The 15,069-nt window shown below is 44.2% G+C and carries 11 protein-coding genes; 5 read left to right on the forward strand and 6 right to left on the reverse strand.

The features are described 5' to 3' along the window. The 4 genes from GYX26_RS09075 to GYX26_RS09090 form a co-directional block, all read left to right on the forward strand. A partial coding sequence (locus GYX26_RS09075) for a S8 family serine peptidase (protein ID WP_238791267.1) occupies positions 1-2,911 on the forward strand: 2,911 nt, incomplete at its 5' end. 577 nt (positions 2,912-3,488) lie between these two features. Beyond that, positions 3,489-4,970, forward strand: coding sequence for a SulP family inorganic anion transporter (locus GYX26_RS09080; protein ID WP_174828982.1), 1,482 nt, complete (start codon positions 3,489-3,491; stop codon positions 4,968-4,970). 812 nt (positions 4,971-5,782) lie between these two features. After that, the gene (locus GYX26_RS09085; protein ID WP_100089816.1) at positions 5,783-6,364 is read left to right on the forward strand and encodes a bacterioferritin; all 582 of its coding nucleotides are present in this window, start codon (positions 5,783-5,785) and stop codon (positions 6,362-6,364) included. A gap of 322 nt (positions 6,365-6,686) precedes the next feature. Then, a complete protein-coding gene (locus GYX26_RS09090) occupies positions 6,687-7,757 on the forward strand; it encodes a zinc-dependent alcohol dehydrogenase family protein (RefSeq protein ID WP_202984303.1) in 1,071 nt (356 codons plus the stop codon). A gap of 249 nt (positions 7,758-8,006) precedes the next feature. On the opposite strand, the gene purF is transcribed toward GYX26_RS09090, so the two are convergent. The 6 genes from purF to GYX26_RS09120 all read right to left on the reverse strand — a co-directional run bounded on the left by purF (position 8,007) and on the right by GYX26_RS09120 (position 13,506). Further along, positions 8,007-9,542, reverse strand: coding sequence for an amidophosphoribosyltransferase (purF, locus tag GYX26_RS09095; RefSeq protein ID WP_174828984.1), 1,536 nt, complete (start codon positions 9,540-9,542; stop codon positions 8,007-8,009). An 84-nt stretch (positions 9,543-9,626) separates the two neighbouring features. Then, positions 9,627-10,124 (reverse strand): CvpA family protein, encoded by a 498-nt coding sequence (locus tag GYX26_RS09100; RefSeq protein WP_174828985.1) that lies wholly within the window; start codon positions 10,122-10,124, stop codon positions 9,627-9,629. Positions 10,125-10,139: 15 nt separating this feature from the next. Further along, entirely contained in the window at positions 10,140-11,306 is a 1,167-nt protein-coding gene (locus tag GYX26_RS09105; protein WP_174828986.1) for an SPOR domain-containing protein, read from the reverse strand. Between the two features lie 42 nt (positions 11,307-11,348). Further along, entirely contained in the window at positions 11,349-12,653 is a 1,305-nt protein-coding gene (gene folC, locus GYX26_RS09110; protein WP_174828987.1) for a bifunctional tetrahydrofolate synthase/dihydrofolate synthase, read from the reverse strand. Positions 12,654-12,657: 4 nt separating this feature from the next. After that, positions 12,658-13,140: a protein YgfX gene (locus GYX26_RS09115; protein WP_174828988.1), complete on the reverse strand. Its 483-nt coding sequence runs from the start codon at positions 13,138-13,140 to the stop codon at positions 12,658-12,660. A 12-nt stretch (positions 13,141-13,152) separates the two neighbouring features. Then, on the reverse strand, positions 13,153-13,506 hold the full coding sequence (locus GYX26_RS09120) for a hypothetical protein (protein ID WP_174828989.1): 354 nt from the start codon (positions 13,504-13,506) through the stop codon (positions 13,153-13,155). A gap of 128 nt (positions 13,507-13,634) precedes the next feature. Here GYX26_RS09120 and GYX26_RS09125 point away from each other — a divergent pair, with 128 nt between their 5' ends. After that, positions 13,635-15,041 carry an FAD-binding oxidoreductase gene (locus GYX26_RS09125; RefSeq protein ID WP_174828990.1) on the forward strand — a complete coding sequence of 469 codons (1,407 nt, stop codon included), beginning with the start codon at positions 13,635-13,637 and terminating at the stop codon, positions 15,039-15,041. Positions 15,042-15,069: the final 28 nt, after the last annotated feature.

Genomic DNA, 15,069 nt, shown 5'->3' on the forward strand with positions numbered 1-15,069 from the left:
CGAACCTTCTAAACCTGACGAACCTTCTAAACCTGACGAACCTTCTAAACCTGACGAACCTTCTAAACCTGACGAACCTTCTAAACCTGACGAACCTTCTAAACCTGACGAACCTTCTAAACCTGACGAACCTTCTAAACCTGACAAACCTTCTAAACCTGACAAACCTTCTAAACATATACCTTCGGATAATCCTTCCAAGTTTGATAGTTCCGAACGTGCCGAACAAGTACCATTAAGTAAGAATAAATATAGTGGTGATAATCAACAGGCTAATCGTTTAAATTTAAAAGATGCACGTGATCAGGGGCTTGATGGTAGTGGGGTAAAAGTGGGAATAGTCGATCTACCACTGCACCCACAACATCCGGCTTTGCCCAAAAATACCGTATATCTGGGTGAGTTTGGTACTGAGCACCCACTTCCAGATAATGGCACTCATGGAGATAAAGTAGCATTAATCCTTGCGGGTAAAAATGTCCAAGATAAGGTATTGGGAATAGCTCCTAATGCAGATTTATATGCTGCTGGCGCATCATCAGAGCCTAGTCCAGTTCTACTAAATGTAGATGCAACATTAAGAGCATTCCATGCTCTTAATGAACAAGGAGTAAAAATTGTTAATAATAGCTACGCCACCAATTATGCAGATAATCAGCAAGAATATATTAATTATTATGCTAATAAATATTTAAATCCTAAAAATGCTACCGCTAAAGAAAGATCTTATATAGGTCAGGTTATTTCTCTGGTACAAGATGATATGCTTTTTATCTGGGGTACAGCTAATAATGGTGAGAAGCAGCCCTCTATTCAATCGCTATTGCCATTGATTGAACCTGAATTACAAAAAGGCTGGATTGCAGTAGCTGGGGTAAATCCGGATAATAACATCAATACACGTTCTAATCGTTGTGGCGACGCCAAAGATTGGTGTATGGCTGCTTATTGGCTGGCTAAAATGGCCAATTCAGAGGCACAGCCTGGTGAGGATATAAATTCGTTACCACTTTCATATGCGGAAGGTACCTCAATCGCAACGCCTCAGGTTACAGGTGCTGCCGTATTGGTGAAACAAAAATACCCATGGATGACCAATGACAATTTACGTACCACCTTACTCACCACTGCTACCGACCTTGGCGCCAAAGGTGTGGATTCTGTTTATGGCTGGGGATTGTTAAATATCGGTAAAGCAGTTAATGGTCCGGCACAATTTGCTTTTGGTGATTTCTCTGCCAATGTGACTGACGGGCAATATATATTCAGTAATGATATTAGCGGAAAAGGCGGATTAATTAAAAATGGTAACGGTACGCTGATATTACAGGGCCTGCATACTTATCAGGGTGAAACCAAGATTAATTCAGGTATGCTGGCTTTAGATGGCAGCAATCGATCAAAAGCGCACATTGCTGATAGCGGTACCTACCAGGTTAAGGGTAGCACTGGAGCTGTTAAGAATGAAGGTACCTTCATAAGCCGTGATGCCACCATTAATGGCAATTTTACTCAGACAGCAGACGCCACCTTCCAAACCAATCTAGGTAGCAAAACCACCATCAATGGTACAGCAGATCTGGCCGGACGCTTGTATTTTGATGCACTTAAATCTGGCTTTGTCCCAAAGACAGGAACAAAAGTTAAAGTAATAAATGCTCAGCAACGCAATGGTGAATTTGATAAAACAGAGTTATCCGCCAATATATTATTAGATGGCAAAACCGTTTATGATGGCCATAATGTTAACTTTGATATTACCCGGATTCCTGCGCGTACAGCTGTTTTAGCCAATCATCTTTTAACACGCAGTGCAGCAGATCAGGCGATTCAATCGGCAGCCGATGCGGTAGATAAAACCTTTACCCAACTGGATAGCTTGCAGATGTCTGAGCTACAGGATACGCAAAAGCAGGATTTAGTGGAAGGTGCTGTTAGTATCCAGAATGTACAATCAGCGCAAAGCCTGAAGCGGTCGCTATATTCTTTATCGGGAGCGGTATATAGCAATGCTAATGTGGTGAATACATTGGCAATGGGCAAGCTGAATAATGATTTTATGTCATCTGTTCAGAACACTTCAGATAAAGTTGAAGCGATTGTTGAATTTAACCATTCTAAAAACCGTTGGAATCCATCCGGAATCAAAGGTAAACAAAATACCAATAGTGGTATATTGGGCGCCAGCAAAAACTTCGGTAGTGGTTTATCCGGAGCTATAGCCTATTCTTTCCAGAATTCGAGCTGGAATGAACCTGATGCTAGTGCTGATATCAAAAGCAATGGTTTGATGATTGGTTCGTTCTATGCACCGGATGCATGGAAAGGTGCATTCCTTACCGGTAGTTTGGGCTATAACCGTTTCTCCAACGATGTTAATCATCAGATATGGTTAGGAGAAAAAGTTGAGCAGAGCGGTGCCAAAGTCAAAGGGAATTTATGGCAACTGGCAGTTAACGGCGGCAAGCCATTTAACCTCAACAGACTGACGCTCACGCCACAACTGGGAATGAGATATGACTATCTGCAACAAAACAGCTTTACAGAGGATGGCGCGCACGGATTTGGTTTGCACGCCAGAAAACTGGATAAAGGGATAATAGCAGGTACAGCTAATTTATTAACCCAATACCGCTTTAATATCAAAGATACATTGTATAGTATCTTTGGTTTAGTAGGGGTTGAGCATGATTTTCAGGATAGGGATTATGCTACCCGTGGCGGTTTTGCAGGTATGCATAGCAATGAAAAAGCGGGCAGATGGTCTTCGGCCAAAACACGCTGGAATGCAGCGGTAGGTAGTAATATACAAATCGGCCGAAATATCAATGCTGGTATACAATATCAGTATGAAAATGGTAGTCATTGGCATAGTAATTCTGCCAAAGCGAATTTAAACATTCGTTTTTAATAATGGCATAAATTATTAGCTGTTTGATTATATAACTGAATTCCGGGATAACCGGAATTCAGTTTATAACTATCCCATTCTTAGTACACAACTTACGCAAAAAATTACGCTGCGTGTTTCAGGGTTTTATATCCATTTGGTGTCACATTGCTGAATGTCTCATAAAGTTTTTCGGTACCATAAACCGTTAGCCATTCTTCGATTACTTTCCTTGCTTGCTCTAGCTGATTAAAAAAGATATAAATTCAACACTACTGGGCAATACGAACGCTTAAATCGCTCAATATAACCATTTTGACATAAACTGCCCGATTGAATATCAGCTATGGTTATACCATTAACCATAATCAGGATATTAACCTTGTCTAATTGTTAAAATTTTATTAGTATAATTAAATAAATTTAATTTCGGAGTATAGCTGTGTAGTTTATAGCGAGTTGTTTCTATCAAAAATAATTACAATTACTCGCGTGATGCACAGAAATCGTGTTTTTTCCTATCAAATTTTGATAACGTTATAAATGCATTGCTTCACGCTGTAATTCTCTTTTGTTTTTTCAGTGGTGATTAAATTCAATGCAATCCTTACGTAAAGAATGGTTTTCAAATATCAGAAACGATGCGCTATCCGGGCTCGTCGTTGCACTTGCCCTTATTCCTGAAGCAATTGCTTTTTCAATCATTGCCGGTGTTGACCCCAAGACGGGACTCTATGCAGCTTTTTGTATAGCGGTTATTACTGCTTTTACAGGCGGTCGCCCCGGTATGATTTCTGCTGCTACCGGTGCAATGGCGTTATTAATTGCTGGTCTGGTTAAAGCGCATGGACTTGAGTATCTACTGGCCGCGACCATCTTATGTGGTATTTTTCAAATTATTGCGGGTTTTCTTAAATTAGGAAACTTAATGCGCTTTGTTTCCCGCTCTGTGGTAACCGGTTTTGTCAATGCATTAGCTATCCTGATTTTTTTAGCCCAACTTCCCGAACTCACTAATGTAACATGGCATGTCTATGCGATGACTATCACTGGGCTTGGTATTATTTATCTCTTTCCTTATATCCCTAAAGTTGGAAAAATTTTCCCTTCGCCACTACTGTGTATTCTTATCCTGACAGGTATCTATATGTATTTTGGAATGGATATACGAACGGTTGGTGATATGGGTACACTACCCACAAGCTTACCTACTTTTTTACTCCCGAATGTTCCTTTTAATCTCGATACACTATTGATTATTCTACCTTACTCTATTTCATTGGCGATTGTTGGCTTATTAGAGTCGATGATGACCGCGACCATTGTGGATGATATTACCGATACGCCCAGTGATAAAAACCGAGAGTGTAAGGGGCAAGGTATCGCCAATATCGTCACAGGTTTCTTTGGTGGTATGGCCGGTTGCGCGATGATTGGTCAATCAATGGTTAATATGAAGTCGGGCGGGCGGACGCGTTTATCCTCACTTATCGCCGGAACTGTACTTTTATTGTTAGTGGTGTTTTTACAAGACTGGGTGAGCCAGATACCCATGGCAGCGTTAGTTGCTGTTATGATCATGGTTTCAATTGGCACCTTTAACTGGGACTCAATCAAGAATCTTAAATCGTATCCACTTTCAACCAATATTGTTATGCTCTCTACCGTGGTTGTGGTTGTATTTACTCATAATCTTGCTTACGGCGTATTTGTGGGAGTATTACTGGCATCATTGTTCTATGCCAATAAAGTTGCCCATTACCTTCAAATCAAGACTGAGCACCCCTGCAGGGAGCAACGTATTTATACAGTGTATGGACAAGTATTCTTTGCATCATCCGCAAAATTCATCAGTTCATTTGATTTTAAAGAAGTTGTACAAAAGGTAACAATTGATCTTACCCAAGCACATTTCTGGGATATAACCGCGGTAGCAGCCTTAGATAAGGTTGTGCTTAAATTCCGCCGAGCAGGCGCACAAGTAGAAGTTTTAGGGCTGAATAAAGCCAGCAGTACAATTGTTGACCACTTTGGTGTTTATGATAAACCGGATGCTCAACAGAATTTAAATAATCACTAAGAGAATATACCAACGAAAAAAGAATGACCTGTATTGGTGGCGCGAAATGAGTATTTATTGTTTGTCACTCGGTAACATGAAGCATGTAATAAACTAACTATGCCCATAGTACTACTACATAAATACATCACCGCCACCACAGGCTATTCAAGCAAAATAAACAGCACTGACTATCAAATTGAGTATCAGGGCTGAATGTTCCATAACTGGCTGTCTTTCTTTATCTAATTTAATTAATAATAAAAATTCATATTTCATTGGCATCGTTATTTTTAAGCAGTTTAAGAAACCATAATCAGACTCTTCTGCCTGTGTTCTTAAATTTGAGCATAATACCTTAGCCAAACATCTGATTTACTAGTTTATATTTTTAATCAAACAAAATTTAATTCATTGTATCCAATATCCCGTAGTATTATTCGTACTACTAAATGATAAAATTACACCTGAAAAAAGTCCGTTACCGTTTTATTCTGGCGGGTGATATCAACTTGGCTGCATCTGCAATTCTGCAAGCTATTGCAATAAATTTATCACTGAAAATTAAAATATACAGGCAAATAAAGTAATAATTTGGTGCTATACTTTACTTATAGCAATAATAATTATTTGATAATAATTAATTTTATTTCACCTTAAATATTAAATATTAAAATTAAAAACGCATAAATATACATTATGCAATTATATTCATCTAACTATTACCTATATTAAAAATAATTGCATAGACAACAACTTATGTAATCAGCTACCTTACAAACGGAACATTGGACAACAAACCGAGAGCTACTCGTATAAACAAGGAGATAAACATGAACAAACGCAAACCACTAAAACGTGATATTAAATTCAGCACTACCGAAGAATTGCGGGCCAACGCGCGCAAAAGTTATCAGGACGGGGCGGTAACATCAACCTATGAACTGGATGTTGAGCGGGTAATTGAATTGCTTAATATCGCTTTAGCCTCAGAATGGGTATGTGTGCTGCGTTATTTGCGCCATTACTATATGGCTAGCGGTCTGTTTATGGATGCAGTAAAAGAAGAATTTATGGAACATGCCCAGCAGGAACAGAAACATGCGGCCATGCTGGCTGAGCGCATTACCCAGCTGGGCGGTGAACCGGATCTGAATCCTGATGTTTTTATTCAGCGCTCACCTACCGAATACATCGAAGGCGAAACCTTGCGTGATATGGTGGAATCAGACTTGATTGCAGAACGCATTGTCATTGACCTGTACCGGCAGACAATTATGTATGTTGGTGATTATGACACCACTACCAAACGGATGCTGGAGCATATTCTGGCTGAAGAAGAAGATCACGCCGATGAATTATCTGACATGATGGAAGGTTTGGACGGCAAACCGGTATCAGACAAAATAATTTAATTGCTGAATAAAAAATATCCGTGGCAAACCCACGGATATTTTTTGTGGCCAAACTGGCCACAGCAGTGCATTTCTCCAGATAACAGCCGTTTTAACACATCTGCAAATACTTTATTACGACAAATGTAGATAGCTATCACTGTAAACGGCTAAGATTCGAGCCAAACTACCAATCTGATCAACCTTTCGCTCAGCATGGCGCCAACAATCAACAGGAAAATTATTATATTGATATCTTTACACTACAATCGGTAAAGAGCCTGGTAATTCTGTTACTATAGATATCAAGATGATTTTTTTAATAATTAAAGGAGTAAAGAGTATGAAAGCAATGGTTTACTACGGTGCTGGCGATATACGATTCGAAGAGCGCGCCAAACCGACAATTATCGAATCCACTGATGCAGTCATCCGCTTAATCAAAACCACCATCTGTGGCACTGATCTGGGCATTTGGAAAGGCAAAAATCCAGAAATTGAGCAAACTGTAACCCAGAAAGAGGGAAAATTTAATGGCCGCATTCTGGGGCATGAAGGTATTGGCATTATTGAAGAAATTGGCAGTGGCGTTAAAAATTTCAAAAAAGGCGATAAAGTCATTATTTCCTGTGTTAGCCGCTGTGGTGTTTGTGAAAACTGTCAGAAACAACTCTATGCACATTGTCAAAATGGTGGTGGCTGGATTATGGGCTATATGATTGATGGTACACAGGCTGAATATGTACGTACGCCATTTGCTGATAACTCTCTTTACCGATTACCGGCAGATTTAAACGAAGACGTGGCTGTGCTGTTATCTGATGCCCTGCCCACAGCGCATGAAATCGGCGTGCAATATGGTGATGTCAAACCCGGTGACACAGTCGCCATTGTCGGTGCCGGCCCGGTAGGAATGAGTTGTTTATTAACCGCACAGTTGTATTCACCCAGCCAGATTATCATGATTGATATGGACGATAATCGTCTGCATATGGCCAGAGAACTTGGTGCCACCCAGATTATCAATTCCGCCAGAGAAGATGCAGTGGCGCGTGTGCTGGAGTTCACCAATGGCCGTGGGGTAGACTGCGCCATGGAAGCTGTAGGGCTTGGCGCTACCTGGGATATCTGCCAGCGCGTGGTGAAAGAAGGCGGGCATCTGGCCAATGTTGGTGTACACGGGCAATCAGTTAATTTCGAGCTGGAAAAACTGTGGATTAAAAACCTTACCATTACCACCGGTCTGGTTAATGCCAATACTACCGGTATGCTGCTGAAAACCTGCTGTTCTGGCAAACTGCCCATGGAAAAACTGGCTACCCATCATTTCCACTTTAATGAACTGGAAAAAGCTTATGATGTATTCAAGCATGCCGCAGATAAAAAGGCCATGAAAGTGATTATTGATTACTGAGCCATAATTGGATAAGCCAAAATAGTTATATCAGGCTTCCATAAATAAAGCAGCCCCCATGGCTGCTTTTCTATTGTCTACCTGTTGTTTATTTTCTCATCATATTGATGATGGCAATTTAATTTATGAGCAATTAAATCAATCAGCCAAATAACACAAATATTACTGTGGCTAAGCAGACAGATTGCAGTAGGCTACATAATCGGACAGTAGTTATATCTCAAACAGGATTCAGATACTGGTGCCAGCTTATTCTTCTTCGTCTTCATCTTCGTGCACACTAACACTGTGTTCAATCAGGCTGGGTACCGCAAAAGAAGTGTCGAGTGTATTTTTATCTGCAGACAAGCGTTGCAGATAAGCTTCATCCACATCAGCAGTGATATAGCATCCATCAAAACACGAGCTGTCAAAGCCCTCAATCTGCGGATTCAGTTTTAATACCACAGCCTGTAAATCGCTTAAATCCTGAAACACCACTGCGTCTGCACCGATTTCAGCAGCCACCTGCTCTGCATTGCGGCGATAGGAAATCAACTCTTCACGGGTAGGCATATCAATACCATAAACATTGGGGAACAATACCGCCGGTGCCGCAGATGCAAAGTAAACCTTTGTTGCCCCCGCCTCACGCACCATCTCCACGATTTCCCGGCTGGTGGTACCGCGCACAATCGAATCATCCACCAATAGAACTTTTTTACCGCTAAATTCATAATTCATTGGATTAAGCTTCTGCCGTACCGATTTTTTGCGCACTGCCTGTCCGGGCATGATAAATGTCCGGCCAATATAACGGTTTTTAAATAATCCTTCACGAAAGGGTTTATTCAGATGCTGTGCCAGCTCCATCGCACTGGGGCGACTGGTATCCGGTACAGGCATAACCACATCGATATCCTGTAAATCCAGCGTCCGTTTTACCTTCTCCGCCAGCGTAACGCCCATATTCAGCCGCGCCTGATACACAGATACCCCGTCAATCACTGAATCCGGGCGGGCAAAGTATACATATTCAAACAAACACGGCATCAGATGTGGTTCCTGAGCACACTGCTGTGAAAATAGTTGCCCTTCATTACTGATAAAAATAGCTTCCCCGGGTGCCACGTCACGCACCAGTTCAAAATCCAGACTCGGAAACACCACTGATTCAGAAGCCACCACATAATCAGTATGTCCGTCCTCCACCCTTTTGCCCAGACACAGAGGCCGAATCCCGAATGGATCACGAAAAGCCAGCAAACCATAGCCAGCAATCAGTGCCACTACGCCATAGGCTCCATGCACACGTTTGTGCAGGGTGGCCACAGCAGCAAAAATATCTGTCAATGTCAGAGCAGTACGATTGCCCACCTGATTTTCCAGCTCGCGAGCCAGCACATTGAGCAATACTTCCGAATCAGAACGGGTATTGACATGGCGCAAATCAGTAAAGCAGACATTCTTGAATAACTCTTCGGTATTGGTTAAATTACCATTGTGTGCCAGCACAATACCAAAAGGCGAATTAACATAAAATGGCTGCGCCTCGGCACTGGAATTGGCATTGCCAGCAGTCGGATAGCGAACATGTGCAATACCAATGTTACCAACCAGCTCTCGCATATTGCGGGTACGGAATACATCACGCACCATGCCACGGCCTTTATGCATATGAAACATTGTGCCTTCAGCAGTAACAATTCCGGCAGCATCCTGTCCACGGTGCTGTAGCATTTGTAAGCCATCATACAAAAGCTGATTTACGGGTTCATGTGCAACTATACCCAATACACCACACATTATTCTCTCCATTCAAAACAAATAAATACGCGCGTTTTTATAATTAAAAACGCGCGTTGTATCTCGTTACCTTTATTCATACTGTTATACCAATGGCGAATTCAGCTTATCAACAAAAAAAGACGGCAAGTACGGCACCGCCAGCATCGCCAGCTGCTCAAACATGCCGACTGTAACTGAATTACGCCACATGTGGGATTTCGGTAAATCGGTAAAAGCACATATCAACACCACCAAAGTAACAATAATAATGCCCTTAACGGCTCCGAAACAGGCACCAAGAATACGGTTAACCCCACCCAGCCCCATTGTTTGCAATACTGAAGTAACCAGCGTGCGCAACAGACGTTGCACGATCCATAAAACCCCGAATACCAGTACAAAAGACAAAGAAACGGCCAGAGCTCGCGGCTGCATGCTGCTAAAGACCATATTGGCCACTGGCACGGCCAGTACTTTCGCCCCGATAAATGCTACAACCCAGCATAGTAATGAAGCTATTTCACCTACCAGTCCACGCATCATAGCAACCAGCGTAGTTAACAGAATCAGGCCTAGAGCCAATACATCAAACAGGGTCATGCCAGCATCAACTTCCTATAAACCAATTACCAGCCCATCCAATCCCACTGCACGCACCTTATCCAGATTCTGCATGGCCTGATTGCGGCTATTATAAACACGGCTACGCACCCGATATAGTGTACCCTTACTGGTCTGACTGGCGCTTATACTGGTGGGCACACCGGCAATAGCCAGCCTTTGCTGTACCAGATTAGCCTGTGCCTCTGTGGTATAGGCACCAATCTGAATCACTGTGCGTTCCACAGCTACTTTACTGTTGCTGGTAGTCGCAGCACTAGTGTGGTTCTGATTGGATACAGGCTTTTTAATCACATGAGCGGCAGCTTTATTTTCCAGAATTTGCTGCGGTGTCAGCCTGCCTTCTGCGGTGCTGTTTATTGCACCTGTTGTATTTTTGGCGGGCTTGGCAGGAGTAATCGGTTTTGCCGTAGCAGACGTGTTATTTATGGTTTTGGGTACTGTTGCCGTTCCAGCAGTGCTCACAGCTTCACTGTTTTTTCCGCTTGTAGTGGCAGTGGATGTTTTTCTGGCCGGCTTCGCCGCTGCTCCAGCATGGGCTTGGCTGTTTGTGGCTGCAGGCACTTGTACCGGTGCATTTTTCTCTATTGTTCCTGCTGGCTTGGCTATGGCCGCTTTGGTTCTGGAGGCTGGTACTGTCTGTGTATTATGCTGCCGATTCATTTCTATGACTTTTTTGTCAGCGGGCTCGCTGGTCACCGCCCTTTCGGCTGCTGGTTTGGATGGATGCACAGATGGTCTGGTATTTGCAGAAATAATACCATCCTGCTGCTGCGTAGCCTGAGCAGGTGTTCTGACTGGGACTTCGTTTGGTGTTACTGTCGCAGCAGGTTTCGAATGCTGTACAGTCGCCTGCGATAATGGTACTGGACTGGATATAATGCTGTCAGATTCATGTTCAGACACAGCCGAAGCTGCTGGCATAGTGTTTACCCCAGCAGCAGGCACTGTTAACGCAGAGGTAGGCGCATTGTCTACCGGTTCCAGCACTACTGCAGAAGCCGCCTGAATATCCAGTTGCGGAGCCGGTACTGGCTGTGGTGTACGGCGGTTCAGCATAATAACCAGCAAAATGGCGGCAATGACCACCATGATTAATGCACCTACCAAACGACGGCGATTACGCCGTTTCAGCTGTTCATAGTTTTCCTGTGCATTCATGAATTATCACCTCCTCTATCCCATTCGTTTCTATTTCAAATTTTACCACTGTGGTACGTCCATCACCTCTGCTACGGTATGAAACGAACCAAATACCACAATTCTATCATTCTTACCCGCTTGTGATAAAGCTGCCCCGTATGCATCCTGAACAGAGAGATAAGCAGTCACAGCAACAATATTATGCTGGCTAAACTTCTGCTGTAATGCCTCTATGGTCATGCCGCGCGGTAATGCCAGCGGTGCAATCAGCCAGCAGTCAAACTGATCCTTAACAATTTCCAGAACTGTATCAATGTCCTTATCCGCCAGCATACTAAATACAGCCATGCGTTTTTCAGCATAGGGTAAAGCAATTAAACTGCTGCGTAATGCACGTGCAGCGTGTGGGTTATGCCCCACATCAAGCACAGTAAGCGGCTGACCGGGCAATATCTGAAACCGCCCCAGATGTTGCACTCGCAACAAACCTCGCTTGATCGCACCAATGTCCAGTGGCAGACGTTCAGACAAACACTCCAGCACAGTTAACGCACAGGCTGCATTATTGAGCTGAAAACTCCCACGCAATACTGGTATCGGTAACGCATGGCGAGCATGTTCACCTGTATACAAACTGCTGTATTGCGGATGAAAACGATACGACCACTGCTGCATTTCCAGTTTATGGTAATCAAAGTCACGTTTTAGCAGCAGTAAATCCGCTCCTACTGCATCTGCGTGTGCCGCCAAACTGTGTGGTACCGGCAACTGGCCACATATCACCGGCTTCCCGCAACGCATAATACCTGCTTTTTCAAACGCCACTTTTTCTACCGTGTCGCCCAGAAATGCCTCATGATCCAAATCAACACTGGTAATCACCGCAACATCGGCATCAAATATATTCACCGCATCCAGCCGGCCACCCAGCCCTACTTCCAGCACCATCACATCTACCTGCTGCTGCACAAAAATATCCACCGCAGCCAGCGTATTGAATTCGAAATAGGTCAATACCGTATCTGCCCTTGCCGCCTCAATGCGTTCAAACGCAGCGACAATCAGCTCGTCAGCAACTGCCTGCCCATTAATGGCAATACGCTCATTAAAACGCAACAAATGCGGACTGGTCAGCGTGCCAACCCGATAGCCCGCTTCATGATAAATCTGAGTCAGATAGGAGCATACCGAACCTTTGCCATTAGTTCCACCGACCATAATCAGTGGGCACTGCGGCTGTAAGCCCATGCGTTTACGAACGGCCTCTACCCGTGCCAGCCCCATTTCAATCTGCCCCCCAGCAACACCATTTTCCAGATGTTGCAGCCATTGAGCTAACCCGGTTGCATGAAATTTTTCTGTCATTATTCTAATTATTATCCTTCAATCTGAGCCAATGAATTACCTTATACAAGATTAATTGCCTTAAAACAGGCTGAGCCTTATGCGGCTGACACCAGCGCACCCACACCTGTAAGCGTCGCCATGCCTGTGCATCCATCATATCGGGTAACAAAAGCTGGTGTACACTACCTTTGGCCGTTTGCCACTGCAAGGCCATCAGCTTTGCCCTGACCATACTGCCCGGGCACAAAATGGCCGGTATAGCAGTTTTCCTGTGCATAAGCACCAGACTGACTTGTCCCTGCTGGCTGATTTTAATCCGCTTTACCCTTGTCTGGCGCAGACCATAGCCTGCCCACAATGCAGAAAACAGCCACGCCAGCAACCATAATAGACATTGCCAGCCTGCGCTATACAACACAATGGCACCCAATACCAGCCCGTGCATACTGACTGCCAGACATTGAGCACCCAAAGACGGTCGCAACCGCACAACACATGCTAACATCAGATAATGCGCTTACGCTTCACCATAAACTGGTGATATCTGCAAATCAGTATCTACCAGGTCCAGCACCATATCGTGCACCTCAACCGTAAAAAAATTCCAGAACTGGTCAATATCCATTGCCGGCCACAGCTTGCGGTCAACTTCCCATGCAGACAGCTCTGCCTCAAAAATCAGCCTAAAGCGCTCACCAATATAACCAATTACCTGTTCCGGTGTTTCAAATTCCGGCACCAGTAACGTAGTACAATTACTCTGTAACTGAGTCAGAGTTAAATCAGGCAAATCATCACTGGTATTTTGCAGCCAGTCGAGAAAGGCCTGAGCAGGTTTCAGCACCACTGCACTACGATCAACAAAATACATGCCACTTCCTTACTAATATTACACAATAGCAATATTGTACTGTAAACCTTGCCTGACAGCGTATATTTACCATGCCAGCAGTGCCAGTGCCGTACAATCAGCCTATCGCATCTACAAGGCTAACCGCTATGTCAACTACTACTCACCTTGCCCAATTACGGCAGATACTTACACCCAGCGACATCCTCACCGATGACGGACTCATCGCCCCGTTCTGTACCGACCAGCGCAACCGGTATCATGGACAGGCATTTGCCGTATTACAACCCCATACCGTAAAGAGCGTGCAAAATATCCTGCGCTATTGCCAGCAGCAGCATATCCCCGTTACCCCGCAGGGCGGCAATACCGGATTATGTGGCGGTGCCACTCCCCATGCCTCTATTGCCGGTAAAGGGATTATCCTGTCACTAAGCAAACTCAATCGCATGCGCCAGCTCAATCTGGCTGACAACACCATTACTGTAGAAGCAGGCATGATACTGGCTGAAGTTCAGGCCGCAGCCCGTGATGCCAACCGCTACTTTCCACTGAGTCTGGCCAGCGAAGGCACCTGCCAGATAGGAGGCAACATTGCCTGCAATGCCGGTGGCCTGAATGTAGTGCGTTATGGCACTATGCGCGATTTAGTACTGGGGCTGGAATATGTACTGGCCAACGGCGAACTGGTAAGCCAACTGTACCCACTGCATAAAAACACCAGCGGCTACGAAATGTACCAGCAAATCATCGGTAGCGAAGGCACACTGGCCATTATCACCGCGGCCACACTAAAGCTGTTTGCACCACCGCAAAGCGTATTAACAGCTTGGGTTGGCGTAGAAAATATACACGCTGCTACCAGTCTGCTATCGACACTGAAAAATCACTTTGCCGAACGCCTCTCCAGTTATGAATTAATCAGTCATGAAGCCCTCAGCCTGTCGGCCAGCTATAGCCAGCTACGCGAACCCACCAGCGCCAGCTGGCATATTCTGCTGGAACTGAGCGACAGTCTGCCAGAACAGGATTTAACCGAGCCCTTAATCAGCGTGCTCGAACAGGGCAACTGGCTCAATACCGTGATTGCCCAGTCAGAAAACGACCGTCAGCACCTGTGGACATTACGCGAAAATATATCCGCAGCACAACGCAGTCTGGGTGCCAGCATCAAACACGATATTGTTGTACCAATCGAACATGTTGCTGATTTTGTCGAAAACTGCCAGCAACAACTGGCCAGAATCTTTCCGCAAACCAAAACCATCCTGTTTGGCCATCTTGGCGACGGCAGCCTGCATTACAATGTGTTTATTGCCGACATTCTCAGTAATGATGTCTATCACTACGAAGACAATATCAACCAACTGGTATATGAACAGGTGTTACACCATCATGGCAGTATTGCTGCCGAACATGGTATTGGACAGCTAAAAAATCAGTGGCTGCCACGAGTACGCAGTAACGCAGAAATCAAATGGATGTGGGCACAAAAACACTATCTCGACCCACAGGGCATTCTCAACCCCGGAAAAGTTTTACCGCCCCAGACATGATATAGTTAGCCCTTTGCAAAACAGCCTA

This window comes from Snodgrassella sp. ESL0253 (assembly GCF_013344965.1).
Lineage (GTDB): Bacteria > Pseudomonadota > Gammaproteobacteria > Burkholderiales > Neisseriaceae > Snodgrassella > Snodgrassella alvi_B.

What these genes read in the sequence shown, in the direction of transcription:
- GYX26_RS09080 (WP_174828982.1), top strand. Translation starts at nt 3,489, where the DNA reads ATGCAATCCTTACGTAAAGAATGGTTTTCAAATATCAGAAACGATGCG.
- GYX26_RS09085 (WP_100089816.1), top strand. Translation starts at nt 5,783, where the DNA reads ATGAACAAACGCAAACCACTAAAACGTGATATTAAATTCAGCACTACC.
- GYX26_RS09090 (WP_202984303.1), top strand. Translation starts at nt 6,687, where the DNA reads ATGAAAGCAATGGTTTACTACGGTGCTGGCGATATACGATTCGAAGAG.
- purF (WP_174828984.1), bottom strand. Translation starts at nt 9,542, where the DNA reads ATGTGTGGTGTATTGGGTATAGTTGCACATGAACCCGTAAATCAGCTT.
- GYX26_RS09100 (WP_174828985.1), bottom strand. Translation starts at nt 10,124, where the DNA reads ATGACCCTGTTTGATGTATTGGCTCTAGGCCTGATTCTGTTAACTACG.
- GYX26_RS09105 (WP_174828986.1), bottom strand. Translation starts at nt 11,306, where the DNA reads ATGAATGCACAGGAAAACTATGAACAGCTGAAACGGCGTAATCGCCGT.
- folC (WP_174828987.1), bottom strand. Translation starts at nt 12,653, where the DNA reads ATGACAGAAAAATTTCATGCAACCGGGTTAGCTCAATGGCTGCAACAT.
- GYX26_RS09115 (WP_174828988.1), bottom strand. Translation starts at nt 13,140, where the DNA reads ATGTTAGCATGTGTTGTGCGGTTGCGACCGTCTTTGGGTGCTCAATGT.
- GYX26_RS09120 (WP_174828989.1), bottom strand. Translation starts at nt 13,506, where the DNA reads ATGTATTTTGTTGATCGTAGTGCAGTGGTGCTGAAACCTGCTCAGGCC.
- GYX26_RS09125 (WP_174828990.1), top strand. Translation starts at nt 13,635, where the DNA reads ATGTCAACTACTACTCACCTTGCCCAATTACGGCAGATACTTACACCC.